We start from the raw sequence: 25,096 nt of genomic DNA on the forward strand, positions 1-25,096 counted from the left end.
TGGAGCGGCTTCCAGGCCCTGCCGGGCGTGAGCGCACCGACCATGCAGGCCCACAAGGTCGCGATCACCGCCATGCCCGACGGCAGCGCGCAGATCCTGGCTATAGCAAGCAACGGTCTGGTGTACCACCAGACCCGCTACGCGGACGGCAACTGGAGCGGCTTCCAGCTGATCCGGGGCGTCGACTCCGACACGATGCAGGCGAAGGAGATCGCGATCGCCGGCACGCCCGACGGTGCGACGCAGGTCCTGGCCATCGGATCGAACGACCTTGTCTACCACAAGGCCCGCTATGCCAACGGCACTTGGAGTGAGTTCCAACTCCTGGCCGGTGTCGGCTGGCCCACCATGAAAGCCCAGAAGGTGGTTGTCAGCGGCGCAGCGGACGGTACAGCGCAGGTGCTGGCGATCGGCGCGGACGGCAACGTCTACCACGAGGCCCGCTACGCCAGCGGTGAGTGGAGCGGCTTCCAGCCCATCACCGGCGTCAACGCCCCCACCATGAAGGCCACCCAGATCGCCATCGCCGCCACCCCCGACGGCGCCGCCCAGATCCTCGCCATCGCCCCCGACAACAACCTCATCTACCACAAGGCCCGCTACGCCAACGGCACCTGGAGCAACTTCCAACTCGTCCCCGGCGCCGCCGGCGCCAACACCTTCGCCGCCAACACCATCGCCATCACCGGCCTGCCCAACAACTCCACCCAGATCAGATCCTCGCCACCGGCCACTGACCCCCGCACCACCACCCACCGGCCCGCCCACCACAAGGGGCGGGCCGGTGCCGTGTGCCGGGTCAGCTGCCCTGCACCAGGCAGAACGGGTGGCCCGCCGGATCCAGATAGACCCGCCAGCCGGTCTCCACAGCCTTGCGGACCGCACCGAGTTCCAGCGCCCCGGCCTCCGCCACGTCCAGATCCTCGACGTCGACGTCCAGGTGGAGCTGCTGCGGGTGGGCCGGGTCCGGCCACATCGGCGGGCGGTAGTCCTCGACCCGCTGGAAGCCGAGCACCATGCCGCCGGGGACGTGCACCGTCGACCAGTACTCGTCCAGCGACCAGCGCGGGTCCGGGCGGTCCACCTCGCCCCCGAGCAGGGCCGCGTAGAAGTGCGCCAGCCCGGCGGGGTAGTGACAGTCGAGCACCACGCACTGCAGCTTGCCGATCATCGGGACCACTCCTGGAGCAGACGGGGACCTGTACCCCCCCAGCATCCCGCCCGGCCGGGACCAGGTGGCAGTTCGACCCATGGCGGACGAATCGTCGCAGGTCAGAGCGGTGCTCCGGGACCCCCAGGTGGCGTAATGCCGCTGCAACGAAAAACCGGCCGGTACGGCCCTATGGTTCTGGCGACCCCAAGCCGCCGATCCCGGAGCAACCACCATGACCAGCGAGAACGCCGGCCGCCCGGGCCCCAGGCGGCTGCGGGCCGACCGGGCCAGGCAGGTGGCGGACGTGCTGCGCCGTCAGGTGCTGGCGGAGCAGGGGCGGGAGCACCCGCTGCCGCACGAGGAGCAGCTGGCCGAGGAGTTCGGCGAGTCGCGGAACACCGTCCGGGAGGCGCTGGACCTGCTCCGCGCCGAGGGGCTGGTGCGCCGGGTGCCCGGCTCGGGGACGGTGGTGGTCGCGGCCAAGGTGCCGCACGGCCTGAACCGGCTCGAAGGGCTGGCCGAGACCCTGCACGAGCACGGCGAGGTGGTCAACGAGGTACGGGCCTTCGGCCCGGTCCGCGCACCGGGCCCGGTGGCCCGCCGGTTCGGCCTGCCGGACGGCGCCGACGTCGTCTACGTGGAGCGGCTGCGGCGGCTGAACGGGCTGCCGCTCTCGCTCGACCTGACCTACCTGGCGCCGGACATCGGCGCCGGACTGGACGCCGCCGACCTGGCGGGCCAGGACCTGTTCCGGCTGATCGAGGAGATCGCCGGGCAGCCGCTCGGCCGGGCCGAGATCACCCTGGAGGCGGTGAACGCCGACCCGCACTCCGCCACCGTGCTCGAAGTGCCGCGCGGAGCCGCCCTGTTGATGCTGGAGCGACTGACCTCGCTGGCCGACGGCCGCCCGGTCGACCTGGAGTACGTCCGGTTCCGCGGCGACCGGCTCACCATGCAGGGCCACCTGCTCCGCGACCTCCCCTGACCCGAAGGACGGACCCACCATGGCACTCGCCGACCACCGCTCCGACGTGCCCGTGACCATCGACGCCTCGCTCTGTATCGAGGGCTGCACGCTCTGCGTGGAGATGTGCCCGCTGGACTCACTGGCGATCAACCCCGACAGCGGGAAGGCGTTCATGCACGTGGACGAGTGCTGGTACTGCGGCCCGTGCGCCGCCCGCTGCCCCACCGGCGCGGTCAGCGTCAACATGCCCTACCTGCTGCGATAGTTGAGGAACAGTCAGACATGAGAGTGCGCACCGGAGCCGTACTGGCCGCAGCAGTCCTGACCGCCGCCACCGCCTGCTCCGCCCCCGGTGGCGACGGTGGCGAGCACACCGTCGAGGTGGTGGTCGGCTACCAGTCCAAGACCATCAACACCGTGACGGCGGGCACCCTGCTGCGGGCCCAGGGGTACTTCGAACAGCGGCTGGCCGAGCTGGGCAGGGCCGACGGCAACCGCTACAAGGTCAGCTGGCAGGACTACGACTCCGGTGCCCCGATCACCGCCCAGATGCTGGCCGAGAAGATCGACATCGGCTCGATGGGCGACTACCCGCTGCTGATCAACGGCTCCCGGGCCCAGGAGGCCGGCGGCCCGGGCACCCGGCTGGTCTCGGTCACCGGGTACAACCTGCTCGGCGCGCTCAACAGCGTGGTGGTGCCGGTGGATTCGACCGCCCGCACGCTGGCCGACCTGAAGGGGAAGAAGGTCTCCACCTCGGTCGGCTCGGCCGCCGACGGCACCCTGGTACAGGCGCTGCGCAAGGCCGGGGTGGCGGACACCGAGATCCAGAAGCAGAACCAGCAGCCCGCCGTCGGCGCCTCCGCCCTCAAGGCGGGCAGCGTGGACGCGCTGGCCCAGTTCGTCGCCTGGCCGGGCGCGGTGGTCTTCGCCGGGGACGCCCGGCTGCTCTACGACGGCGCCGCGCTGGCCAGGCCGACCCTGCACGGGGTGGTGATCCGGCAGAAGTTCGGCACCGAGCGCCCCACCGTGGTGGGGGCCTTCCTGGCCGCCCAGGGCGACGCCACGAAGTACCTCAACGAGCAGCCGCTGGCCGCCAGTTCGAAGGTGGCCGAGGCGACCGGACTGCCCGCCGAGGTGGTGCACCTCTACAACGGGCCGAACGGCATCGCCACCTTCGCCACCGCGCTCCGCCCCGAACTGCTGGACGCGCTCCGTGAGGACGTGCCGTTCCTCAAGTCGGTCGGCGTGCTCAAGGCGCTGGACGTGGAGAGGTTCATCGACCGCTCCTACCTGGAGCGGGCCGCCCTGCCGCCGGTGGAACCGGCCCGGATCACCGGCACCGACCCGGTCTGCGGCAGGCCGGTCACCGATCCGAAGCTGGCGGGCGAGCTCTGGTTCGAGGGCGCCACCGCCACCCAGCCGGCCGCCGACCCGGGCTGCCTGCTGAAGGCCGTCAAGGCCGCCTCCGCCTCCGGGGCCAAGCTCCGCGCCGCGTACGTGCCGGACACCCTGACCGGCACCCGCTGGTTCGCCGACAAGGACCTCTGGGTCAGAGACGGCGCCGCACTGCTGCCGTTCACCACCGAGGACGGCGCCCGGGCCTACCTGGCCGGGCACCCCGGCGCGGCCCTGCTCTCCTACCAGGAAGCCCTGGCCGCCGCATGACCCGCCGTCGGCTGATCCGGCTGCTCTCGCTGCTGGGCTTCGTCGCCCTCTGGCAGCTGCTCACCGCGCAGCACGTCCGGCTCTGGGTGCGGTTCGACCACCTGCCGACCGCCGTCCAGGTCTGGCAGGCCTTCGGGCTCAGACTCGGCACCGCCGAGTACTGGCAGGACCTGACGGACAGTCTGCTGCGGATCGGCACCGGCTTCCTGCTGGCCGCCCTGCTCGGGGTGGCCACCGGGGTGCTCACCGCCCGCTCACGCTGGGCCGCCGACCTGATCGGCCCCGTGCTGGAGGTGATCCGGCCGATCCCGGCGATCGCCCTGGTGCCGGTGGCGATCATGCTGTTCCCGGAGAACGAGCAGGGCATCGTCTTCATCACCTTCGCCGCCGCGTTCTTCCCGGTGGCGGTGGCCACCCGGCACGCCGTCCGGGCGGTACCGCCGCTCTGGGAGGAGGCCGTCCGGACCATGGGTGGCAGCCGCCTGCGGGTGCTGTCCGGGGTGGTGCTGCCGGCCGCGCTGCCCGGGGTGGTCGGCGGCCTCTCGGTGGGGATCGGGGTCTCCTGGATCTGCGTGATCTCCGCCGAGATGGTCTCCGGCCAGTTCGGGGTCGGCTACCGGACCTGGCAGGCGTACACCGTGCTGGACTACCCCGGCGTCTTCGTCGGGATGGCCACCATCGGCCTCCTCGGCCGGCTGACCTCCGGGGCCGTCGAGCTCCTCGGCCGCCGGCTGACCGGCTGGCTGCCGCCACAGCTGGGGAGTGCGCGATGAGCCTGCGACTGACCGCCCGTGGGCTCTCCCTCGGGCACACCGGCCACCCGGTGCTGGCGGACCTCGACCTGGAGGTGGCGCCCGGCGAGGTGCTGACCGTGGTCGGTGCCTCCGGCGGCGGCAAGTCCACCCTGCTCCGCGCCCTGGCCGGGCTGCTGCCGCCGACCGGCGGCGAGCTGCTGGCCGACGGCGTACCGGTCCGCGGGCCGTCCGCCGAACGCGCCCTGGTCTTCCAGGAGGACGGCCTGCTGCCCTGGCGCACCGCCCGCCGCAACGTCGAACTCCCGCTGGCCATCACCGGGGTGCCCCGGCGCCAACGCCGCGCCCCGGCCGCGGACTGGCTCGACCGGGTCGGCCTGGAGGGCCATCACGACCGGCTGCCACGGCAGTTGTCCGGCGGCCAGCGCCAACGGGTGCAGCTGGCCCGGGCCCTGGCGAACTCCCCGAAAGCCGTCCTGATGGACGAACCGTTCGGCGCGCTGGATCCGCAGAACCGGCACGCCATGCAGCAACTGCTGCTCACCGTCTGGGAGAAGGAGCGCTGCACGGTGGTCTTCGTCACCCATGACGTGGACGAGGCACTGCTGCTCGGCGACCGGGTGGCGGTCCTCGGCGGCGGACGGCTGACCGCCCTGCACGAGGTGCCCCGGGCCCGCGAGAGCGCGGCCCGGACCGACCCGACGGTGCTCGCGCTCCGCGCCCGGCTGCTGTCCGAGCTGTCCTGAACCCGGCCGCCCCGAACCCGGCTGCCCGAACCGAGCCGTCCTCAACCCAGCTGTCCCGAAAGGCCGTTGACCCCATGCAGATCCCCCACCCGTCCGAGGCCCGCCGACTGAGCTGCGACGTGCTGGTGATCGGCGGTGGCACCGCAGGCACGATGGCAGCGATCAGCGCCGCCGAGGCCGGTGCGAGCGTGCTGCTGCTGGAGAAGGCGCACGTCCGGCACTCCGGCGCGCTGGCGATGGGCATGGACGGGGTCAACAACGCCGTCATCCCCGGCCGGGCCGAGCCGGACGACTACGTCGCCGAGATCACCCGGGCCAACGACGGGATCGTGGACCAGCGGACGGTGCGTCAGACCGCCACCCGGGGCTTCGACATGGTCCGCCGGCTGGAGGGCTACGGGGTCAAGTTCGAGAAGGACGAGTACGGCGAGTACCAGGTCCGCCAGGTGCACCGGTCCGGCAGCTACGTGCTGCCGATGCCGGAGGGCAAGGACGTCAAGAAGGTGCTCTACCGGGTGCTCAGGCAGCGCCACATGCGGGAGAAGATCACCATCGAGAACCGGGTGATGCCGGTCCGGGTGCTCACCTCCGGCGGCCGGGCGGTCGGCGCCGCCGCCTTCGACACCCGCAGCGGGGAGTTCGTCACCGTCCGGGCCGGCGCGGTGGTGCTGGCCACCGGCCCGTGCGGCCGGCTCGGCCTGCCCAGCAGCGGCTACCTGTACGGCACGTACGAGAACCCGACCAACGCCGGGGACGGCTATGCGATGGCGTACCACGCGGGCGCCGAGCTGAGCGGGATCGAGTGCTTCCAGATCAACCCGCTGATCAAGGACTACAACGGCCCCGCCTGCGCGTACGTGGCCAACCCGTTCGGCGGCTACCAGGTGAACCGGCACGGCGAGCGGTTCGTCGACTCCGACTACTGGTCCGGGCAGATGATGGCCGAGTTCGCCACCGAGCTGGCCTCCGACCGGGGCCCGGTGTACCTGAGGACCACCCACCTGCCCGAGGAGACCGTGCAGGCCCTCGAATCCATCCTGCACACCACCGAGCGCCCCAGCCGGGGGACGTTCCACGCGGGGCGCGGCCACGACTACCGCACCCACGACATCGAGATGCACATCTCCGAGATCGGCCTCTGCGGCGGGCACTCGGCCAGCGGCGTCCAGGTGGACGAGAACGCCGCCACCACCGTGCCAGGCCTGTACGCGGCCGGGGACCTGGCCTGCGTGCCGCACAACTACATGATCGGCGCCTTCGTCTTCGGCGACCTGGCCGGTACGCACGCCGCCGCCCACCTCCCTTCCGAGCGCGCCGAGTTGCCGGCTGACCAGCTGGCCGCCGCGCACGAGCTGATCTACCGTCCGCTGCGCAACCCGGACGGGCCGCCGCAGCCGCAGGTCGAGTACAAGCTCCGCCGCTTCGTCAACGACTACGTGGCGCCGCCGAAGACCGGCGCCCGGCTCTCGGTCGCGCTGGAGCACTTCGAGCGGATGCGCGGCGAGATCGCCGGCATCGGCGCCCGCACCCCGCACGAGCTGATGCGGGCGGTCGAGGTGGACTTCATCCGGGACTGCGCCGAGATGGCCGCCCGCTCCTCGCTGGCCCGCACCGAGAGCCGCTGGGGCCTCTACCACGAGCGGATCGACCACCCAGGGCGCGACGACGAACGCTGGTTCAGCCACCTCAACCTGCGCCGCCGGGCGGACGGCGCGATGGAGTTCCTGATCCGCCCGGTCGCGCCCTACCTGGTGCCGGTGGACGGCTTCGAGCCGCCCGCGCTGCCGGTCACCGTGCTCGGCGAGGTGCACGCCCTGCTGGTCGGCCGGACCGGAGGCACCGTCAGTTCCCCCACCGCCGAGGCCGTTGCCGCCCCCTCCTCGCCCCGGCTGCGCGATCTGCTGCTGCTCGACGAACCCGCCCTGGCCGAGCTGCTCCCCTACCTGCGCGACCCGGCCGCCGACGTCCGGCGCACCGCCGTCGCGCTGCTCACCGAACAGGCCCCTGCGGGCACCGGCCCCGAGCTCGCCCACGCGCTGGCCGACGCTGCCGCCGAAGTCCGCGCCGCCGCGGTGGCCGGGCTGCGTGAACTCCTCCCGACCCTCACCCCCGTGCTCGGCCCGGGGCTGCTGCCGCACGCGGCCTCCCCCGACCCGGTGGTTCGTGCGGGTGTACTCGAACTCTCCCGCGCCCTGCACACCGGCGAGCTCCCCCTCTACGCCTCCGCGCTCACCGACACCGCCGTCCCGGTCCGGCTGCAGGCCGTGCACGGACTGGTCTCCCTCGACGCGGCGTCAGCCCTGCTCCCGTTCGCCGCCGACCCGGCCCGGGAGATCCGGGTCGCCACCGCCGAGGCCCTCGGCACCATCGGCGACCCGGTCGCCGTCCCCACCCTGACCACCCTCGCCACCGACCCCGACCCCCTGGTCCGCGCCGCCGCCTTCCAGGGCGCAGCCGGACTGCACTGCCCCGAACCCCTGCTCACCCTGGCCGCCGAACCCGACCCGGACTGGCAGGTCCGCAAGACCGCCGCCACGGCACTCGGTTCGGCCGCCGCACTCGACGCCCTGCTCCCCCTGCTGACGGACCCTCACATGGACGTCCGCAAATCCGCCGTCCGCGCCGCCGCCCCGCACACCGCCGACCCCGCCCTGACCGCCGCCCTCCGCGACCGCCTCGCCGACCCCGACGCCGACGTCCGCGCCTACGCCCGGTTGGCCCTGAAGAAGGCGTAGTACGCGTAGTACTCTGGTTCCCATGGAGATCTCAAGCGAAGTACCGGCGCGTGAGCTCAACCAGCAGACCGCCCAGATCCTGGCCCGGGTCGAGGCCGGCGAGACGGTGACCGTCACGAAGAACGGCCGGCCGGTGGCCATACTGCGCCCGTACGGCACGGAGGACCCGCCGGCCTACGGCTTCCGCACCGACCCGATGGGTGAGGACCCGTATTTCCAGGAGCCGCCGTCCATCGAGTTCGACCCGATGGACGTGGACGAGCAGGACGAGCTGATGCGACAGGGGTTCGGCCTTGACTGATCGCTCGGAACTCGCCGTTGCCGTCGCCGACACCTCCGGCCTACTGGCGTTCTTCAACCCGCGCGACCCGCACCACGACCAGTGCCGGCTGGCGCTCCGCAGACTCGGCCACCTGGTCGTTCCACCGTTCGTGCTGGCCGAGTTGGACTACCTGCTGACCGCACGGGCCGGTGGCACGGCCGCACTGAGCGCCCTTGGCTACATCTCGCAGGGAGTGCTCCGCTCGCGCTTCGAGGTGCCCGAGGTCGGCGCTCATCTCCCGGCCGCGCGAGCGGTCATGCAGACCTATCCCGACATCGGACTCACCGACGCCATGAACGTCGTGCTGGCACGGGAGTTCCGTACCTCCTGCGTGCTGACCCTCGACGTCAAGCACTTCCGGATGGTCCGACCGCTCACCGTGCACCCGGCGTTCCGACTGCTGCCGCTCGACCTCTGACGCCCCGCCGGACGGCCGCGTTCGTGGTGCTCTGGGGGCGGAACGGGGTGCAGCCGCGCTGGGACGTGGTGGGGTTGGCCGGGGCGGCCTGGGTCTGGTGCTGGTGGCCCGGTCCTGACGACCCCTCGAGCTCCGGCCGCACTGATCGCGGCCGCCCTGGCGGCGACGGCGGCGGCCGTCACCCTCTGGGGGCTCGGCTTCCGCCAACGGCGCTGATCAGCCGCCCACCTTCCAGAGGCTTCGTTTCACAGGCGCAGGCCGCGCAACACCAGGTCCAGCAGGGCGAAGGCGAAGAGGGACATGCCGACGAAGCCGTTGGTGGTGAAGAAGGCCCGGTTCAGCTTCGAGAGGTCGTGCGGCTTGACGATGGTGTGCTCGTAGACGAAGGCTGCCGCGACCACCACCAGGCCGACCCAGAAGGCCGGGCCCGCGTCGCTGAGCAGCGCGTACCAGACCAGCAGCGCCAGCGTCACGGCGTGGCAGGCGCGGGCACCGTACAGCGCGGCCGGCACGCCGAAGCGGGCGGGGACGGAGCGGACGCCCTCGGCGCGGTCGGCGGTGACGTCCTGGGTGGCGAAGATCAGGTCGAAGCCGCCGATCCAGATGCCGACCGCGAGGCCGAGTACGACCGCATCCCAGGACCAGCTGCCGGTGACGGCGAGCCAGGCGCCGATCGGGCCCATCGCCTGGGCCAGGCCGAGGATCGCGTGCGGGAAGTCGGTGAACCGCTTGCCGTACGGGTAGACCACCATCGGGACGACGGCGACCGGGGCGAGCACCAGGCAGAGCGGGTTGAGCAGCGCGGCCGAGCCGAGGAAGACCAGCAGTGCGACGGCCGAGCCGACGTACGCGGTACGCAGCGAGACCGCGCCGGTGACCAGTTCGCGGTTGGCGGTGCGCGGGTTCCGGGCGTCGATCTCGCGGTCGATGATGCGGTTGGCGGCCATCGCGAAGGTGCGCAGGCCGACCATGCAGACGGTGACCAGGGCCAGCGTGCCCCAGTGCATCCGACCGTCCGTCAGGTACATCGCGGTGAAGGCGGCGGTGAAGGCGAACGGCAGGGCGAAGATCGAGTGCTCGATCAGCACCAGGTTGAGAAAGGCCCGGACCTTGTTCGGCGGGACGGCGGCGATCGCGCTCACAGTCCGTACTCCTTCCAGCGTGCGGTCACCAGTGCGGCGGTCTCCGGGTCGGAGCTGACCATCTCGGGCCAGCCGCCGTCCCGGGTGTAGCCCTCCTCGGGCAGCTTGCGGGTGGCGTCGATGCCCGCCTTGCCGCCCCAGAACTGCTGGTAGGAGGCGTGGTCCAGGTGGTCCACCGGGCCCTCCACGACGGTCAGGTCGCGGCTGTAGTCGGTGTTGCCCAGGGCCCGCCAGGCGACCTCCTGGTAGTCGTGCACGTCGCAGTCGGAGTCCACCACGATGATCAGTTTGGTCAGCGACATCATGTGCGCGCCCCAGATCGCGTGCATGGTCTTCTGCGCGTGCTTGGGGTACTTCTTGTCGATCGAGACGATCACGCAGTTGTGGAAGCCGCCCGCCTCGGGCAGGTCGTAGTCCACGATGTCCGGGATGATGATCTTCAGCAGTGGGAGGAAGAACCGCTCGGTGAACTTCCCCAGCGGCCCGTCCTCGGTCGGCGGCCGGCCGACCACGATCGACTGCAGGATCGGCCGCTTGCGCATCGTCACGCAGTCGATGGTCAGCGCCGGGAACGGCTCCTGCGGGGTGTAGAAGCCGGTGTGGTCGCCGAACGGGCCCTCGGGCAGCATCTCGCCGGGCTCGAGCCACCCCTCCAGCACCACCTCGGCGTCGGCCGGGACCTGGAGCGGGACGGTCTTGCAGTCCACCATCCGCACCCGCTCACCGGCCACGAAGCCCGCGAACAGGTACTCGTCGATGTCGCCGGGCAGCGGCGCGGTGGCCGCGTACGTCACGGCGGGCGGGCAGCCGAAGGCGATCGCGACCGGCAGCCGCTCGCCGCGCTTGGCGGCCACCGCGTAGTGGTTGCGGCTGTCCTTGTGGATCTGCCAGTGCATCCCGATGGTCCGCTTGTCGTGCCGCTGCAGGCGGTACAGACCGAGGTTGCGGATGCCGGAGTCCGGGTCCTTGGTGTGGGTCAGGCCCAGGTTGAAGAACGAACCGCCGTCCAGCGGCCAGGTGAACAGCGCGGGCAGCTGGTCGAGGTCGACCTGATCACCCGTCAGCACCACCTCCTGGACCGGCGCGTCCGAGGACTTCACGTTCTTCGGCGGCACGTGCGCCATCGAGGCCAGCTTGCCGAACGCGTCCCGGAAACCGGTGAAGCCGTGCGGCAGTTCGGGCTTGAGCAGCCCGGCGATCTTCTCCGAGATCTCCTCCGGGCCCTTCAGGCCGAGCGACTTGGCGAGCCTGCGCTCGGTGCCGAAGACGTTCATCGCCAGCGGCATCGAGCAGCCCTTGACGTTCTCGAAGAGCAGCGCCGGACCCTTGGCCTTCTGCACCCGGTCGACGATCTCGCCGATCTCCAGATGGGGATCGACCTCGGTCTTGATCCTCTTGAGGTCGCCCTCTCGCTCCAGGGCCCGGAGAAACGAACGGAGATCGTCGTATGCCATGCAGGCCAGTATCCGATACGGACTACTCTGGCCACGCCAAGAGGGCCCCACCTGTCGTTCCCCGGGGGAGATCACACCGTGTTGAGGATTCTGCCGCCACTGCTCCTGCTCGCCCTCTGGATCTGGGCGTTCATCGACTGCCTGACCACTCCGGAGCAGGAGGTCAAGCACATGCCCAAGGTGATCTGGGTGATCATCGTGCTGCTCTTCCCGCTGATCGGCTCGATCGCCTGGCTGGCCATCGGCAAGCAGCGCGACGGCCTGACCACCGCCCGCGGCGCGGGCCGCTCGGGCGGCCGCCAGGTGGCGCCGGACGACAACCCCGAGTTCCTCGCCTCGCTCAAGAAGGACCAGAGCGACCGGGACGCCGAGCTGCTCAAGCAGTGGGAGCTCGACCTGCGCCGCCGCGAGGAGGAGCTGCGCGACAAGGGCGAAGAGGGGAACCCCGACAAGCGCTGACCTGCTTTGGCGCATCCCTACGAGCCGGGACACCCCTCGGCAGTCGGTGCAGACCCGCCCCGAAACCCCTGAATTTCCCGCCTGACCTGCGGATCTCCCCTCGCGGCAGGCACCCCGTGCAGTCCGTACAGCGGCCCGGCCGAGCTTTCGGCCGGGCCGTTTTCTGTACAGCCCTGACAGCTTCTGGCGCCCGACCTTGTACGGAATCGACGCCGAGCCGGAGCCATGATCCCTCGTACTGTCGTAGGTGAAGAAGTGTTCGCAGCGACCGGCCCGCCACAGCGGCCCGCCGCAGGACAGTTCCCTCAGACTTGGAGTGGTTCGAGATGACGGTTCTGCACGAGGCGCCCGCCGGTGGCGAGATCCCCGAGACCCCGGCCGACGCCCGGGGGCGCGTGGCCGAACTGCACGAACTCCGCAGCCAGGTGCTGCGCGGCCCCAGCGAGAAGGCCACCGAGGCCCAGCACGCCAAGGGCAAGCTGACGGCCCGTGAGCGGATCGACCTGCTGCTGGACGAGGGCTCCTTCCGCGAGGTCGAGCCGCTCCGCCGGCACCGGGCCACCGGCTTCGGCCTGGAGGCCAAGAAGCCGCACACCGACGGCGTGATCGTCGGCTGGGGCACCGTGCACGGCCGGACGGTCTTCACCTACGCCCACGACTTCCGGATCTTCGGCGGCGCACTGGGCGAGGCCCACGCGCAGAAGATCCACAAGATCATGGACATGGCCATCGCGGCCGGTGCCCCGCTGGTCTCGCTCAACGACGGCGCCGGCGCCCGGATCCAGGAGGGCGTCACCGCCCTGGCCGGCTACGGCGGCATCTTCCAGCGCAACACCCGCGCCTCCGGTGTCATCCCGCAGATCTCGGTGATGCTCGGCCCGTGCGCCGGTGGCGCCGCGTACTCCCCCGCGCTGACCGACTTCATCTTCATGGTCCGCGAGACCTCGCAGATGTTCATCACCGGCCCTGACGTGGTCCAGGCCGTCACCGGCGAGAAGATCAGCCAGAACGGCCTCGGCGGCGCCGACGTGCACTCCGGCGTCTCCGGCGTCTCGCACTTCGCCTACGACGACGAGCAGAGCTGCATCGAGGAGGTCCGCTACCTCCTCTCGCTGCTCCCGCAGAACAACCGCGAGATGCCGCCGGCCACACCGAACGACGACCCGGTCGACCGCCGCAACGACGTCCTGCTCGACCTGGTCCCGGCCGACGGCAACCGCCCGTACGACATGCGCAAGGTGATCGAGGAGATCGTCGACCACGGCGAGTTCCTGGAGATCCACGAGCGCTGGGCCACCAACGTGCTCTGCGTGCTGGCCCGGATCGACGGCCACGTCACCGGCATCATCGCCAACCAGCCGCAGTCGCTGGCCGGTGTGCTGGACATCAACGCCTCGGAGAAGGCCGCACGCTTCGTCCAGATGTGCGACGCCTTCAACATCCCGCTGGTCACCATGCTCGACGTCCCCGGCTTCCTGCCCGGCGTCGACCAGGAGCACGACGGCATCATCCGACACGGCGCCAAGCTGCTCTACGCCTACTGCAACGCCACCGTGCCGCGGATCCAGCTGATCCTGCGCAAGGCGTACGGCGGCGCGTACATCGTGATGGACTCCCGCTCGATCGGCGCCGACCTGTCCTACGCCTGGCCCACCAACGAGATCGCCGTGATGGGCGCCGAGGGCGCGGCCAACGTGATCTTCCGCCGGGACATCAACGGGGCCGAGGACCCGGAGGCGATGCGGGCGCAGAAGATCAAGGAGTACAAGACCGAGCTGATGCACCCCTACTACGCCGCCGAACGCGGCCTGGTGGACGACGTCATCGACCCGGCCGAGACCCGCGCGGTACTGGCCTCCTCGCTCGCCATGCTCCGCACCAAGCACGCCGACCTGCCGAGCCGTAAGCACGGCAACCCGCCGATGTAACGCGGCGTTGCGCCGCCCGGAACCCACCAGACTTCAAGACGCGGGAGAAATGACCTCATGACCGCCAATGCCGAACCGCTGCTCCGCATCGTCCGTGGCACCCTGTCGGACGAGGAACTCGCCGCCCTGACCGCAGTCCTGATGGCCCGTGCAGCCGCCTCGCAGCACGCCGCCGCAGCCCCCGCCGAGCCCATCGCCACCTGGTCCCGGGTGGAGCGTCGCCCGGCCTACTACTCCCCCGTCAGCTGGCAGCAGGCGGCCTGACGGAAGTTGCACTACCCAGGGGCTCGGGGAACTGCGAAAGTGCCTGACCACCTACGTACGGATCACCTTGTACGAGGCCGGCGTCGCAGTTCCCCGAGCCCCTGGTGTGTGCCAACTGGGTGCCCTGCCAACAGCTCAGGCCACGGCCAGGGCCTTGCGCCCGGCGTGCATCACGCTGAGGTTGGCCTCCAGGCGGACGGGGTCCTGGCAGAGCCACAGCCGGACGGCCGCGCCGAGGATCGCGCTGGCCGAGCCGAGCCGAACCCCCGTCAGCTGCGCCACCCGGGCGGCGGCCAGCACCAGCAGGTCGGCCAGTGCGGCCGGCAGCCAGACCGTCTGCGCACACGGCGCCGGCGGCGCGAGCGCCGCCAGCAGCCGGTACGCCTCTGCCTGCCGGTGCAGCATCGGCAGGACGTCGAGCAGCCCGTCCGCCACCACCTCCGACACGTCGCTCCGATGGCTCTGGGCCAGCCGACGGAGCAGCACTCGCTCCGCAGCGGTGATTCGGACGGTCAGCATGACCTCGTCGCACTCCAGCACGGTGCGGCCCTCCTCGCGGATTTCGAACGGGCGGTACGGAACAGGCCGAACGGACGAGTCGTCAGACTCCGGCGTAGGAGTGCTTACCCGTGACGAAGATGTTGACGCCGTAGTAGTTGAACAACCAGCAGGCGAAGGCCAGCAGCGCCAGGTAGGCGGCCTTGCGGCCCTTCCAGCCGGCCGTGGCCCGGGCGTGCAGGTAGCAGGCGTAGAACACCCAGGTGATGAAGGACCAGGTCTCCTTCGGGTCCCACTCCCAGTACTTGCCCCAGGCCGCCTCGGCCCAGATCGCGCCCGCCACGATGGTGAAGGTCCAGAGCGGGAAGACGATCGCGTTGATCCGGTACGAGAGCTTGTCGAAGGTGGCGGCGGCGGGCAGCCGCTGCCAGATCGAGGCGGGGGTGCCGAGCGGGCCGCTGGTCCGACCGGCGGCGATCCGGCGGTCGTAGGTGTCCTTGCCGAGGTAGAGCACGGTGGCGATGAACGCCGCGTAGAAGGCGCCGCCGCAGAAGATCGCGGTGGAGACGTGGATCGCCAGCCAGTACGAGTGCAGGGCCGGGACGAGCTGCTCGGACTCGGTGTAGAGCACGGTGACCGCGAGGCCGAGGGTGAGGATCACGGCGACCAGCACCGGCAGGCCGAGCCAGCGGACCGGCTTCTTGGCGGCCAGCAGGCCGAGGTAGGCGACCACCATGGCGAGCGCGAAGGCGCAGGAGAACTCGTACATGTTGCCCCACGGCCAACGCACCACCGAGAGGCCCCGGGTGAGCACCGCGCCGGCGTGCAGCACCGCGCCGAGCGCGGCCAGTGAGACCGCGATCCGGCCCGCCAGGTCGCCCTTCTCGCTGCTGCCCGCCGCGCCCGGGCCGTCCAGGTCGGCGACCGTGTCGCGGCCGCTGGTGACCACGGTGGCGCCCGCGTCGGCGAGGGCGGTACGGGTCAGCGTGGTGGTGCCGCCGTCGGCCGAGGCGACCGTGACGGTGACCTTCTTGGCGCCCTTGGCCGGGCCCTGCGCGGCCGCGACGGCGGCGGCCAGACCGGCCTGCTCGACCGAGCGGACCGCGACGGCGCCCTTGCTGCCGAACGTCCACTCGAAGATGTGGGCGAACATGGCGATGACGTACACGGCCATCGCCGAGTAGATCAGCTTGTTGGACAGGTCGGCCAGTTGCGGGTCGACCGACGAGGCGAGGTTCACCGTCTACTCCTTGGAGTCCTGTGCGGTGCGGGCTGGTTCATCTGATGGTTCGTCATCGACGGCCGGGGCGTCGTCCTGGAGGTCGACGGCGATCTCGGCCAGTTCCTCGGCGATCCTCGCGGACTCGCTCCGGGCCAGTCCGGCGACCTCGACCAGGGTGCGGCCGTCGGGGCCCGCGGTGGCCCGCACCCAGACCCGGCGGCGCTGGACGAACAGCGAGCCGATCAGGCCGAGGATCGCGGCGACCGCGCCGATCAGCGCGATCGAGTTGCCCGGCCGGTGCGAGACGGTGAAGCTCGCCCACTGCTGGTAGCCCTCGAAGGTGAGGGTCCCGTAGCCGTCCGGCAGGGTCCAGGCCTGGCCGGGCTTGAGCCTGGCGCGGGCCGGGTTGCCGTCCTGGGTGAGCTGGGTGAGGTGCTTGGTGTCGAGCTGGTAGACGTTCTGCGGCAAGCCGGAGTCGGTGCCGAGGTCGCCCGCGTAAGCGGTCAGCACCAGCATCGGGTCGGCCGCGTCCGGGAACAGCGAGACCGGGCCGGTCTTCTCGAAGCTCTCCGGGGCGGTCGGCAGGAAGTAGCCGTTGAAGCCCAGTTGGGTCTTCTTGCCGTCCTTCTCGCCGTAGTCGTTGACCTTGAGCACCCCGGTCGAGGTGAGGTTGCCGTCCTGCGGCAGGAAGGCGGTCGGGCCCGAGTAGACCTTCTCGCCCTTGGCGTTCTTCACGGTCACCACGGGCGCGTAGCCGTGGCCGATCAGGAAGACCTTGTTGCCGCCGATCTCCAGCGGGTGGTTGACCTCGATGTCGCCCTTGGTCAGCTTCCCGGTGTCGCTGCCGGTCCAGTACCGGATGTGCGCGGTGAACTGCCGGGCGCTGCCCGCCTGCGGGCCGCTGGTGGCGTACCTGGCGGTGAAGCCGTCCAGCTTGAAGCCGAACGGGTCCAGGTCCTCCAGGCCGTAGAACTGGGAGCCGGTGAAGTCGTCCAGCTGGGTCGCGGTGTTGGAGTAACCCTGCTTCTCGATCACCAGCTTGCCGCCCTCGCCGCTGGCCAGGCTGGCCCAGGCGAAGCCGGCCAGCAGGGCGAACAGCGAGAGGTGGAAGGCCAGGTTGCCGACCTCGCGCAGGTACCCCTTCTCGGCCGCCACCGCGCCGCCGGAGAGGTGGGCACGGAAGCCGCGGCGCTTCAACTGTGCGTACGCGGCGGCGTTCACCGCCTTGTGCCCGGCCTCGGTGTGCCAGGCCGCGTAGACCGGCATCCGGGTCAGGTTCTTCGGCGCGGCCGGCGGCTTGGCCCGCAGCACGCCGACGAACTGCCAGGTCCGCGGGATGATGCAGCCCGCCAGCGAGACGAACAGCAGGATGTAGATCGCCGAGAACCAGGCCGAGCTGTACACGTCGAACAGCTGGAGCTTCTCGTACACCGGGCTGACGCCGGGGTGCGCCGCCTTCCAGGTCTGCACCTTGAAGGCGTTCTGGCTGTTCTGCGGGATCAGCGAGCCGGGGATGGCGGCCAGCGAGAGCAGGAACAGCAGGATCAGCGCGACCCGCATCGAGGTGAGCTGACGCCACGTCCAGCGCAGCCAGCCGAGCGCTCCTATGCCGGACGGGCCGTCCTGCTCGGTCGGCGCGCTGCTGAGGCGCTCCGCGTCCGTCTCGAGATCTGTCTGGGTGCTCACGGGTCAGATTCCGATCGAGAAGTCGGCGGCGAAGGACTGCATCTCACGGACCATCGAGTCCCAGGCGCCGGTGACGAGCAGCAGGCCGACCACGACCAGCATCCCGCCGCCGATCCGCATCACCCACTGGTAGTGCTGCTTGACCCAGCCGAAGGCGCCGAGCGCCCGGCGGAAGGCCAGCGCGGCCACCACGAACGGTACGCCGAGGCCGATGCAGTAGACGGCCATCAGGAGCGCGCCGCGCCAGGGTGAGGCCTGGTTCCAGGCCAGCCCCTGGATGCTCGCCAGGGTCGGTCCCACGCACGGGGTCCAGCCGACGCCGAAGACGACACCGAGCAGCGGCGCTCCGGCCAGGCCGATCACCGGGCGGCGGTGCGAGCGCACCTCACGCATCGACAGGCCCGGCAGCAGTCCCATGAAGGCGAGCCCCATCACGATGGTGAGGCAACCCATCACGATGCTGATGGTCCGTTGGTTCGCCTGCAGGGTCTGACCGAAGTAGCCGAACAGCGCGCCGCCGGAGACGAAGACGGCGGTGAAGCCGAGGATGAACAGCACCGAGCCCAGCAGCATCCGCCCGCGCTTGGCGCCGGTGGCATCAGCGAGGTCGGCGGCCGAGAAGCCGGTGACGTAGCTCAGGTAGCCCGGCACCAGCGGCAGCACGCACGGGGAGAAGAACGAGACCAGTCCGGCCGCCAGCGCGATCGGCACGGCCAGCAGGATCGCGCCGCTGGCCACGGTCTCGTTCTGACCCGCCGCGAGACCCTGGCTCAGCGCGAGGAGGGCGGCGCTCACTTCGGCTCGGCCAGGACGGGCTGGATCAGCTTCTCCAGGTCCTCCGCCGAGATCGGCCGCATGGAGCGGGCGGCGAGCCTGCCCTGACGGTCCACCACGATCGTGGTCGGGATCGACTGCGGGTTGAGGCTGCCCTTGGGGAACTTGAGGATCTCGGTGGCGTCCGGGTCGTACAGGCTCGGGTAGGTGATCCCGAAGCTGTCCTCGAACCGGATGGCGCTGTTCACGTCGGAGTCCCGGGTGTTGATCCCGAGGAACTGGACGTCCTGGGCCTGGTACTTCGACCAGACCTCCTGGAGCCCCTTCGCCTCGGCCCGGCAGGGGTTGCACCAGGAGCCCCAGACGTTGAGCACCACGACCTTGCCGCGGTAGTCGGCGAGGGCCGCCTTGTCACCGCGCAGGGTGATGCCCGAGATCGCGGGGGCGGTCTGCCTGGAGGCGAGCGGAGCGGTGTCGAGACCGCCGTTCGGATCGGAGATGAATCCGGTCCGGCCGTCGGAACTACTGGAGTCCGCAGTGCAACCGGTGAGGGTCAGCGCGGCGGCGGCCGCGAGTGCGGCGGCCGGGCGGAGGTAACGGCGGGTCGTCCCAGACATGTGAAAAGTTTCGCATGAGACTTTGGGCAGATTTAGGGGGGTCCGACGTTAGCCGACGGACCCCCCTTGACCTGCGGTTCTTACGCTTACGATCCACTTAATTCGGACAAACCGGCGTTGACATGCCGTCAGTCCGGTCAGGCGCCGAAGCTCTTGCCGACCGGAGCGTCGCCCTTCTTCCCCTTGCCCACCAGGTGGGCCGGCAGCAGGTCGCGGGCCGGCTCGCGGTAGCCGATCGAGACGATCCGGTCGCCCTCGTAGGTGAAGCTGGTCAGCGAGGCCAGCGAGCACTGCCGCTTGCGCGGGTCGTGCCAGAGCCGGCGCCGCTCGGCGAAGCTCCGGGCGATCCAGATCGGCAGCTGGTGGCTGACGCAGACCGCCTCGTGCCCGCGTGCCGCGTCCCGGGCCGCCGCGAGGGCACCCATCATCCGAACCGCCTGCTCGATGTACGGCTCGCCCCAGGAGGGGCGCAGCGGGTTGGTGAGGTACCGCCAGTACGCCGGGTTCTTCAGCGAGCCGTCACCGACGCCGAAGGTCTTGCCCTGGAAGATGTTGTCCGCCTCGATCAGCCGGTCGTCGACCGCGATCTCAAGGCCATGCGTCTTCCCGATCGGCTCGGCGGTCTCCTGCGCCCGCTCCAGCGGGGAGGCCACCACGTACGTGATGTCCCGGTCCGCGAGGTGCTCGGCCACCCGGTCCGCCATCTGCCGCCCCAGGTCGGACAGGTGATAGTCCGGCAGCCGGCCGTAGAGCACGCCCTCCGGGTTGTGCACCTCACCGTGCCGCATCAGGTGGACGACGGTGATCTCTTTCGCACTCACTGTGCTCGCTCCTCGATGACTTACGCGGGCCGGGCTTCCGCCGCCGCGCGGGCGGCAGCGGGCAGGGCGGCGGCGATCCACTCGATCGCGCGCTCGTCGTGCGCGGCCGAGACGAACCAGGACTCGAAGGCCGAGGGCGGCAGGTAGACGCCCTGGGCCAGCATGCTCTGGAAGAACGCGGTGAAGCGGAACGACTCCTGCTGCTTCGCCTCGTCGTAGTTGGTGACGGGCCGGTCGGTGAAGAACACCGAGAACATGTTGCTCGCGTTCTGCAGCCGGTGCGCCACCCCCTCCTTGGTCAGCGCCTGGCTCACCAGCGCGGAGATCTCGGCGGCGACCAGGTCCACCTTCTCGTACACCGCGTCGGTGCAGTGCTGCAGCTGCGCCAGACCGGCGGCGGTGGCGATCGGGTTACCGGAGAGCGTGCCCGCCTGGTAGACCGGACCGGCCGGGGCCAGGTACGCCATCACGTCGGCCCGGCCACCGAACGCGGCGGCCGGGAAGCCACCGCCCATCACCTTGCCGAAGGTCAGCAGGTCGGGCGCCCAGCCCTCGACGGCCGCCTCGACGCCGTACCAGCCGGCCTTGGAAGTACGGAAGCCGGTCATCACCTCGTCCGAGATGAACAGCGCGCCGTTGCTCCGGCAGAGCTCCGAGAGCCCCTTGTTGAAGCCGGGCAGCGGCGGGACCACGCCCATGTTGCCGGGCGAGGCCTCGGTGATCACGCAGGCGATCTGGCCCGGGTTGGCCGCGAAGGCCGCCTCGACCGCGTCCAGGTCGTTGTAGGGCAGCACGATGGTGTCGCCCGCCTGAGCCCCCGTCACCCCGGGGGTGTCCGGCAGGCCGAAGGTGGCGACGCCGGAGCCGGCCGCCACCAGCAGGGCGTCCACGTGGCCGTGGTAGCAGCCCGCGAACTTGATGATCTTCGCCCGGCCGGTGAAACCACGGGCCAGCCGGATCGCCGACATGGTCGCCTCGGTCCCGCTGGACACCAGCCGGACCTGCTCCACCGGTGCGACCCGGGAGACGATCTCCTCGCCGAGCAGCACCTCGCCCTCGCCGGGCGTACCGAAGGAGGTGCCGCGGCTCACCGCCTGCTGCACCGCCTCGATCACCGCGGGGTGCGCGTGGCCCAGGATCATCGGACCCCAGGAGCAGACCAGGTCGACGTACTCACGGCCGTCGGCGTCGGTGAGATAGGGGCCGGTGCCGGACACCATGAAGCGCGGGGTGCCGCCGACCGCGCGGAAGGCGCGCACCGGGGAGTTGACGCCGCCGGGGGTCACGACCGACGCGCGGTCGAACAGCGACTGGCTCTGCGGGGCCTCATAGGGATAGCTCTTCGGGTTGGTCACCCGGACATGGTCTCAAATCGTGTCCTGCACCTCCGCATGTCGGACCCGATCATCTGGAACGATGATCCTGGTACCGGGCGGGGTACTGCCTTGATGTGACCCGAACGGACTGTACGGTCTGTAGCGTCGTGGGTACGGTTATCCGTACCACCGCGATCGGCGGCCCACTCCGATGATGGGTCAGACTGTGACCGGCCGGTCCGTGTACGACAGCGCGGAGCGGGTAGTGGGCACGTTCGGAGGGACACCGAGCGTGCGGGGGTCTGTCGATTGCGGCGAATTCCGGTGAGGATGGTCCGAGTGTCCGAGGCGCAGGACGGCCCCGACGAGGCCGTGGGTGGCTCACGTCGGCGTGCCGGAGCGGCCGGCGGGGGTACCGGTGCGGGCGGCAGGGGAAGGCGGGGCGAAGGCAGAGTGGGGGTCACCTACAAGTACTTCGGCGCACCCGACCGCGCCACCGCCGCCAGAGTCCCCACCGCCCTCGGCCCCGGCGGCCTCGGCCTGGACGCCGGCGAGCTCGGCTCCCTCGGCCGCCTCGGCGACCTGATGGAGACCAGTGGCTCCCCGAACGGCCACCTCTCCACCAAGATCAAGCCCGAGACCATGTCCGCGATGGTCCTGACGGGCATTCAGGGCGTCCCCCTGCACCAGGTCCCACCCCTGGAGCTGGTCGTCCTGCACCCCGACTACGCCGTGGTCCAGCTCCCCCACACCGTCGTCGAACCCCTCCGCAAGGCCGACGAGACCGAACTCGGCGCCGCCGCCTTCATCTGGTCCACCGTCCCCGACCGCCGGGGGCCCCGGGACGCCTTCGTGATCTACACGATGCTGCACGAGTGGCAGGACTTCGCGAACCGGCTGCACGACGCGGGGCACCAGCTGTACTGCCTGGTCTGGCCTTGAGCCGCCTGCTGCGCCTCCGGCTCCGGCTGCAGCGCGCGGGCCGGGGCCGCCGGACGGTCGACTGGCTGCTGCTCTACGCCACCCCGGAGAGCTGGCGGTTCAGTGCCTGCCTCCTCCCCGAGGGCGGCATCGCCTGCGGCTGGGTCGAGGCAGCCGCCCCCGACGATCCGGTGGAGACCGCCGGGCTCGCCCTCCGACGGCAGCTCCGCGACTTCATCCCGCCCGGGGCCACCGTCACCTGGTCCCCCGGCGACAAGCCCGGCTGGTGGCACGGCACCGTCCGGCCGGAGGCCGACGGCACCGCTGACGGTGGGTCGGTCGAGTAGCTACCCGGCCACTTGGAGGACGATCTTGCCCTGGAGGTGGCCCCGTTCGGCGCGGGCGTGCGCCCGGGCGGCCTCGCTCAGCGGGAAGACGCTGTCGATGCCGACCTGGAGCCGGCCGGTGTCCAGCAGGTCCGCCAGCTCGGCCAGTTGATTCCCGTCGGAGCGCACCTGCCAGCCGCCCACCGTGACACCCGCGGCCGCCGCGCGTTCGGGGTGGTAGTCACCGAGGAACACCGGGGCGATCCGGCCACCACGACGCAGCGCCGGCAGCAGACGGTGGCCGTCCGGGCCGCCGACGGTATCGATCAGGACATCCACCTCGTCCCGTACGACCTCCTCGACGGCGGCCCTGGTGTAGTCCACGAACCGGTCGACGCCCAGATCCGTCAGGAAGTCCTCGTGCCGTCCCGAGGCCACCGCGATGACCTGCGCGGCGCCCGCGATCCTGGCCAGCTGTACGGCGAAGTGACCGACTCCGCCGGCCGCACCGTTCACCAGCACCGTGCCGCCCACTCCGAGCCGCAGGTGATCGACGACGAACTGGTACGCGGTGAGGCCCGCCATCGGCACCGCCGCCGCCTCGAGATGCCCGAGGGCAGCCGGTTTGCGGGCCAGGTGCGCGGCGGGCGAAATGGCGTACTCGGCGTAACCGGCGGCCCGGCCGGGGAAGTTCACCAGCCCGAACACCTCGCCACCGACCTGCCATCCGCTGTCTCCGGGGCCGAGCTCCGCGACCACGCCGGAGATGTCGGAGCCCGGCGTGAACGGCAGCGGCCACACCGGGCGGATCGCCTCCGGGATGTTGTCGAAGCCCCGACGCGCGTACCAGTCGGGCGGGTTGACCCCGGCCGCGTGCACCCTGACCAGTACTTCCCCCGGCCCCGGTACGGGCCTCGGCACCTGCTCGTACGTCAACTGCTCCGGCCCGCCGAAGGCGTGCACCCGCGCGGCCCACATCAGTACTGTCCCCATGACGTCCCCCCAGGGATCCGGTACGCCCCGGCCGATAGAATCCGGAGCACTGCTCCGAATCATAAGCGGAGCAGTGCTCCGATTGCCAACGTCAGGAATTCCCATGGCAGATGAACCCACACCTTCAGGGCAGCGGGCCGACGCCCAGCGCAATCGCGAGCGCATCCTCGGCGCCGCCCGCGAGGTCGTCGGCGAGGAGGGCACCCAGGCGTCGCTCCGGGACGTCGCCCGTCGGGCCGGGGTCGGCCTTGGCACGCTCTACCGGCACTTCCCGACCCGCGACGCACTGCTGGAAACCCTGCTGCGGACCGGCTTCGACCACCTCACCGAGCTGGCCGCCGCCCCACCCGCCGCCGAGCTGCCGCCGGAACGCGTACTCGCGGACTGGCTGGGCGAGTTCACCCTCCGGGCCGGCGCCTTCCGTGGGCTGCCCGCCTCGCTGATGGCCACCCTCGACGACCCGGAATCGGCCCTGCACGCCTCCTGCGTGACCATGCGCGAGGCCGGCGGCCGACTGCTGCGCGCGGCCCAGGAGGCGGGCCGGATCCGCCCCGACGTGGACCCCATCGACCTCTTCGCTCTGGTGAACGCCCTCAGCTGGATCGCCGACCAGGCTCCCTCGATCGCCGCCCGCCGCGAGCACCTGCTCACGCTGGTCATGGACGGCCTCGCGCACCCGGGCCCAAGGAACTGAAACCCCGAACGCAATTGACGGCTAGTCAGACAGACAACCGGCTGGAGAGCGGCGGCGGGCTCCAGGGGTCGGTGCGGGGCTTGGCGGAGCGGACGCCGTACTCGCTCTTGAGGTGTTCGGGGATGGCGTACTGCATGACCCGGCCGCGGGTGAGGGAGCTGAGCTCGAAGCGGGCGGTCAGGTCGCCGAGGCGGTCCAGCGCCCAGGCCCCGAGCGGGGAGATGTCCTCGATGCTTTCGAGGACGCCGAGCAGGGACGGGGTGAGGCCGATGGCCTTGTCCCAGGCGGAGCGCGGTACTTGGAGCCAGTCGGCGCAGGTGTCGCCGATCAGGTATCGGATCAGGGCGGCCACCACCGGGTCGAGCAGCGTGCCGGGCACCACCTCCTCGTAGAGGGCGATGAGCTGGCGGGTGAGCGCGACGCCCTCCTCGGAGGGGCCCATGTGGCGGGCCATGTAGAGGTCGGAGAAGTCGCGGGCCTGCTCCAGGTCGGCGGGGGCTGCGGCGGTGTCGATGCCGAGGATCGCGCCGACCACCCGCCAGGCGTAGAAGTACGCCTCGGCGCCTTCGTTGGAGATGTGGATGCCCATCCGGTGCAGGGCGTCCAGCACCTGGATGGAGAACATCATCTGACCGCCGATCATGTCCTCCTGACAGATCGGCACGCCGAGCGCGGCTTCGTCCCAGCGGTTCTCGCGGCGCAGGTGGTGGCGGATCGAGGCGTGCAGCAGGCGGACCTTCTGGGCGGCGGGGATGAACCGGCCGCCGGCCTCGAAGGCGTCGGGCTGCATCAGATAGAGGGTGAACTGGCCGGTCTCCGCCATCCGTTTGGAGGGGTACTCGAGCGAGTGCGTCGCGCTGAGCAGCCTGGCGATGTGCGGGACGACGTAGCAGGCGGGCATCGAGGCGAAGGACAGGGCGGTGGAGATGTGGACGTTGTTGTCGATGAAGAACAGCCGGGCCTTCTCCATCTGGTCCCAGTCCACCCAGTCGGGCGGCGTGGCGGTGGCCTCCAGGTAGGCGCGTGCCTCGGCCGGGACGTCGGCGGGCAGCGGCTGGCCGGTCTGCGCGAACCAGCGCATCAGGGTGTTGAACCTGCCGATCTCACCGCGCTCGAACAGTGCGGTGACCACGGCATCGGCCGTCGGGTCACCCTGCAGACGCAGGGCGTCCATCGCTTCGGGTGTCACGGTCATCGGGCGCCCTCGTTCGGTGTCGGGT

Annotated in this window: 27 protein-coding genes; 14 read left to right on the forward strand and 13 right to left on the reverse strand. The window is 70.9% G+C overall.

What is annotated here, in order from left to right; translation table 11 throughout:
- Positions 1-599: 599 nt before the first annotated feature.
- Positions 600-746, reverse strand: a complete 147-nt coding sequence (locus ASC99_RS38465; RefSeq protein ID WP_157531506.1) for a hypothetical protein — start codon at positions 744-746, stop codon at positions 600-602.
- Positions 747-799: 53 nt separating this feature from the next.
- Positions 800-1,171 carry a VOC family protein gene (locus tag ASC99_RS13235; RefSeq protein ID WP_057231549.1) on the reverse strand — a complete coding sequence of 124 codons (372 nt, stop codon included), beginning with the start codon at positions 1,169-1,171 and terminating at the stop codon, positions 800-802.
- A 214-nt stretch (positions 1,172-1,385) separates the two neighbouring features.
- Here ASC99_RS13235 and ASC99_RS13240 point away from each other — a divergent pair, with 214 nt between their 5' ends.
- The 8 genes from ASC99_RS13240 (at position 1,386) to ASC99_RS13275 (ending at position 8,761) form a co-directional block, all read left to right on the forward strand.
- Positions 1,386-2,138, forward strand: coding sequence for a GntR family transcriptional regulator (locus tag ASC99_RS13240; protein WP_057231551.1), 753 nt, complete (start codon positions 1,386-1,388; stop codon positions 2,136-2,138).
- 19 nt (positions 2,139-2,157) lie between these two features.
- Positions 2,158-2,385, forward strand: a complete 228-nt coding sequence (locus ASC99_RS13245; protein WP_057231552.1) for a ferredoxin family protein — start codon at positions 2,158-2,160, stop codon at positions 2,383-2,385.
- A 17-nt stretch (positions 2,386-2,402) separates the two neighbouring features.
- Positions 2,403-3,788 carry an ABC transporter substrate-binding protein gene (locus ASC99_RS13250; protein WP_057231554.1) on the forward strand — a complete coding sequence of 462 codons (1,386 nt, stop codon included), beginning with the start codon at positions 2,403-2,405 and terminating at the stop codon, positions 3,786-3,788.
- Positions 3,785-4,561: an ABC transporter permease gene (locus ASC99_RS13255; RefSeq protein WP_057231556.1), complete on the forward strand. Its 777-nt coding sequence runs from the start codon at positions 3,785-3,787 to the stop codon at positions 4,559-4,561. The genes ASC99_RS13250 and ASC99_RS13255 overlap by 4 nt, the downstream gene beginning before the upstream one ends.
- On the forward strand, positions 4,558-5,286 hold the full coding sequence (locus ASC99_RS13260) for an ABC transporter ATP-binding protein (protein ID WP_057231558.1): 729 nt from the start codon (positions 4,558-4,560) through the stop codon (positions 5,284-5,286). The genes ASC99_RS13255 and ASC99_RS13260 overlap by 4 nt, the downstream gene beginning before the upstream one ends.
- Before the next feature lie 74 nt (positions 5,287-5,360).
- A complete protein-coding gene (locus tag ASC99_RS13265) occupies positions 5,361-8,021 on the forward strand; it encodes a fumarate reductase/succinate dehydrogenase flavoprotein subunit (protein WP_057231560.1) in 2,661 nt (886 codons plus the stop codon).
- A 22-nt stretch (positions 8,022-8,043) separates the two neighbouring features.
- Positions 8,044-8,322, forward strand: a complete 279-nt coding sequence (locus ASC99_RS13270; protein WP_057231562.1) for a type II toxin-antitoxin system Phd/YefM family antitoxin — start codon at positions 8,044-8,046, stop codon at positions 8,320-8,322.
- Positions 8,315-8,761, forward strand: coding sequence for a PIN domain-containing protein (locus ASC99_RS13275; protein ID WP_057231564.1), 447 nt, complete (start codon positions 8,315-8,317; stop codon positions 8,759-8,761). Before ASC99_RS13270 ends, ASC99_RS13275 begins: the two co-directional genes overlap by 8 nt.
- 245 nt (positions 8,762-9,006) lie before the next feature.
- Here the strand turns inward: ASC99_RS13275 and mqnP are convergent, their stop codons facing one another.
- Positions 9,007-9,903, reverse strand: coding sequence for a menaquinone biosynthesis prenyltransferase MqnP (mqnP, locus tag ASC99_RS13280; protein ID WP_235502486.1), 897 nt, complete (start codon positions 9,901-9,903; stop codon positions 9,007-9,009).
- Positions 9,900-11,357, reverse strand: coding sequence for a menaquinone biosynthesis decarboxylase (locus ASC99_RS13285; protein ID WP_057231566.1), 1,458 nt, complete (start codon positions 11,355-11,357; stop codon positions 9,900-9,902). The genes mqnP and ASC99_RS13285 overlap by 4 nt, the downstream gene beginning before the upstream one ends.
- Positions 11,358-11,435: 78 nt before the next feature.
- Here ASC99_RS13285 and ASC99_RS13290 point away from each other — a divergent pair, with 78 nt between their 5' ends.
- From ASC99_RS13290 to ASC99_RS13300, 3 genes are all read left to right on the forward strand, one after another.
- Positions 11,436-11,816, forward strand: a complete 381-nt coding sequence (locus ASC99_RS13290; RefSeq protein WP_057231568.1) for a PLD nuclease N-terminal domain-containing protein — start codon at positions 11,436-11,438, stop codon at positions 11,814-11,816.
- A 326-nt stretch (positions 11,817-12,142) separates the two neighbouring features.
- Positions 12,143-13,744 (forward strand): acyl-CoA carboxylase subunit beta, encoded by a 1,602-nt coding sequence (locus ASC99_RS13295; RefSeq protein ID WP_057232126.1) that lies wholly within the window; start codon positions 12,143-12,145, stop codon positions 13,742-13,744.
- A gap of 57 nt (positions 13,745-13,801) precedes the next feature.
- The gene (locus ASC99_RS13300) at positions 13,802-14,008 is read left to right on the forward strand and encodes an acyl-CoA carboxylase subunit epsilon (RefSeq protein WP_057231570.1); all 207 of its coding nucleotides are present in this window, start codon (positions 13,802-13,804) and stop codon (positions 14,006-14,008) included.
- Positions 14,009-14,143: 135 nt separating this feature from the next.
- On the opposite strand, the gene ASC99_RS41910 is transcribed toward ASC99_RS13300, so the two are convergent.
- From ASC99_RS41910 to hemL, 7 genes are all read right to left on the reverse strand, one after another.
- Positions 14,144-14,548: a hypothetical protein gene (locus ASC99_RS41910; protein ID WP_057231572.1), complete on the reverse strand. Its 405-nt coding sequence runs from the start codon at positions 14,546-14,548 to the stop codon at positions 14,144-14,146.
- Between the two features lie 61 nt (positions 14,549-14,609).
- On the reverse strand, positions 14,610-15,746 hold the full coding sequence (ccsB, locus tag ASC99_RS13310) for a c-type cytochrome biogenesis protein CcsB (protein WP_057231574.1): 1,137 nt from the start codon (positions 15,744-15,746) through the stop codon (positions 14,610-14,612).
- Positions 15,747-15,749: 3 nt separating this feature from the next.
- Complete coding sequence (locus ASC99_RS13315; RefSeq protein WP_057231577.1) at positions 15,750-17,414, reverse strand: cytochrome c biogenesis protein ResB; 1,665 nt, start codon at positions 17,412-17,414, stop codon at positions 15,750-15,752.
- 3 nt (positions 17,415-17,417) lie between these two features.
- Entirely contained in the window at positions 17,418-18,188 is a 771-nt protein-coding gene (locus ASC99_RS13320; RefSeq protein ID WP_057232128.1) for a cytochrome c biogenesis CcdA family protein, read from the reverse strand.
- 17 nt (positions 18,189-18,205) lie between these two features.
- On the reverse strand, positions 18,206-18,805 hold the full coding sequence (locus ASC99_RS13325; protein ID WP_057231578.1) for a TlpA disulfide reductase family protein: 600 nt from the start codon (positions 18,803-18,805) through the stop codon (positions 18,206-18,208).
- A gap of 137 nt (positions 18,806-18,942) precedes the next feature.
- The gene (locus ASC99_RS13330) at positions 18,943-19,593 is read right to left on the reverse strand and encodes a histidine phosphatase family protein (protein WP_057232131.1); all 651 of its coding nucleotides are present in this window, start codon (positions 19,591-19,593) and stop codon (positions 18,943-18,945) included.
- A gap of 53 nt (positions 19,594-19,646) precedes the next feature.
- On the reverse strand, positions 19,647-20,981 hold the full coding sequence (gene hemL, locus ASC99_RS13335) for a glutamate-1-semialdehyde 2,1-aminomutase (protein ID WP_057231580.1): 1,335 nt from the start codon (positions 20,979-20,981) through the stop codon (positions 19,647-19,649).
- Positions 20,982-21,395: 414 nt separating this feature from the next.
- Here hemL and ASC99_RS13340 point away from each other — a divergent pair, with 414 nt between their 5' ends.
- Together ASC99_RS13340 and ASC99_RS13345 are read left to right on the forward strand one after the other, a co-directional pair.
- A complete protein-coding gene (locus ASC99_RS13340) occupies positions 21,396-21,884 on the forward strand; it encodes a hypothetical protein (protein ID WP_057231582.1) in 489 nt (162 codons plus the stop codon).
- Positions 21,881-22,210 (forward strand): hypothetical protein, encoded by a 330-nt coding sequence (locus ASC99_RS13345; protein WP_057231584.1) that lies wholly within the window; start codon positions 21,881-21,883, stop codon positions 22,208-22,210. Before ASC99_RS13340 ends, ASC99_RS13345 begins: the two co-directional genes overlap by 4 nt.
- Here the strand turns inward: ASC99_RS13345 and ASC99_RS13350 are convergent, their stop codons facing one another.
- On the reverse strand, positions 22,211-23,182 hold the full coding sequence (locus tag ASC99_RS13350; RefSeq protein ID WP_200948326.1) for an NADP-dependent oxidoreductase: 972 nt from the start codon (positions 23,180-23,182) through the stop codon (positions 22,211-22,213).
- A gap of 103 nt (positions 23,183-23,285) precedes the next feature.
- On the opposite strand from ASC99_RS13350, the gene ASC99_RS13355 reads away from it, so the two are divergent.
- A complete protein-coding gene (locus tag ASC99_RS13355; RefSeq protein ID WP_057231588.1) occupies positions 23,286-23,876 on the forward strand; it encodes a TetR/AcrR family transcriptional regulator in 591 nt (196 codons plus the stop codon).
- A 25-nt stretch (positions 23,877-23,901) separates the two neighbouring features.
- Here ASC99_RS13355 and ASC99_RS13360 read toward each other — a convergent pair whose 3' ends face one another.
- A complete protein-coding gene (locus tag ASC99_RS13360; RefSeq protein WP_057231590.1) occupies positions 23,902-25,071 on the reverse strand; it encodes an oxygenase MpaB family protein in 1,170 nt (389 codons plus the stop codon).
- Positions 25,072-25,096: the final 25 nt, after the last annotated feature.

The organism is Kitasatospora sp. Root107 (genome assembly GCF_001424875.1).
GTDB lineage: Bacteria > Actinomycetota > Actinomycetes > Streptomycetales > Streptomycetaceae > Kitasatospora.

Bases quoted from the DNA above. Each gene is read 5' to 3' on its own strand.
- ASC99_RS13260 (WP_057231558.1), top strand. From the start codon at position 4,558: ATGAGCCTGCGACTGACCGCCCGTGGGCTCTCCCTCGGGCACACCGGC.
- ASC99_RS13360 (WP_057231590.1), bottom strand. From the start codon at position 25,071: ATGACCGTGACACCCGAAGCGATGGACGCCCTGCGTCTGCAGGGTGAC.
- ASC99_RS13240 (WP_057231551.1), top strand. From the start codon at position 1,386: ATGACCAGCGAGAACGCCGGCCGCCCGGGCCCCAGGCGGCTGCGGGCC.
- ASC99_RS13285 (WP_057231566.1), bottom strand. From the start codon at position 11,357: ATGGCATACGACGATCTCCGTTCGTTTCTCCGGGCCCTGGAGCGAGAG.
- ASC99_RS13265 (WP_057231560.1), top strand. From the start codon at position 5,361: ATGCAGATCCCCCACCCGTCCGAGGCCCGCCGACTGAGCTGCGACGTG.
- ASC99_RS13245 (WP_057231552.1), top strand. From the start codon at position 2,158: ATGGCACTCGCCGACCACCGCTCCGACGTGCCCGTGACCATCGACGCC.
- ASC99_RS13350 (WP_200948326.1), bottom strand. From the start codon at position 23,182: ATGGGGACAGTACTGATGTGGGCCGCGCGGGTGCACGCCTTCGGCGGG.
- ASC99_RS13270 (WP_057231562.1), top strand. From the start codon at position 8,044: ATGGAGATCTCAAGCGAAGTACCGGCGCGTGAGCTCAACCAGCAGACC.
- ASC99_RS13255 (WP_057231556.1), top strand. From the start codon at position 3,785: ATGACCCGCCGTCGGCTGATCCGGCTGCTCTCGCTGCTGGGCTTCGTC.
- ASC99_RS13325 (WP_057231578.1), bottom strand. From the start codon at position 18,805: ATGTCTGGGACGACCCGCCGTTACCTCCGCCCGGCCGCCGCACTCGCG.
- ASC99_RS13330 (WP_057232131.1), bottom strand. From the start codon at position 19,593: ATGCGGCACGGTGAGGTGCACAACCCGGAGGGCGTGCTCTACGGCCGG.
- ASC99_RS13235 (WP_057231549.1), bottom strand. From the start codon at position 1,171: ATGATCGGCAAGCTGCAGTGCGTGGTGCTCGACTGTCACTACCCCGCC.
- ASC99_RS13250 (WP_057231554.1), top strand. From the start codon at position 2,403: ATGAGAGTGCGCACCGGAGCCGTACTGGCCGCAGCAGTCCTGACCGCC.
- ASC99_RS13355 (WP_057231588.1), top strand. From the start codon at position 23,286: ATGGCAGATGAACCCACACCTTCAGGGCAGCGGGCCGACGCCCAGCGC.
- ASC99_RS13300 (WP_057231570.1), top strand. From the start codon at position 13,802: ATGACCGCCAATGCCGAACCGCTGCTCCGCATCGTCCGTGGCACCCTG.
- ASC99_RS13295 (WP_057232126.1), top strand. From the start codon at position 12,143: ATGACGGTTCTGCACGAGGCGCCCGCCGGTGGCGAGATCCCCGAGACC.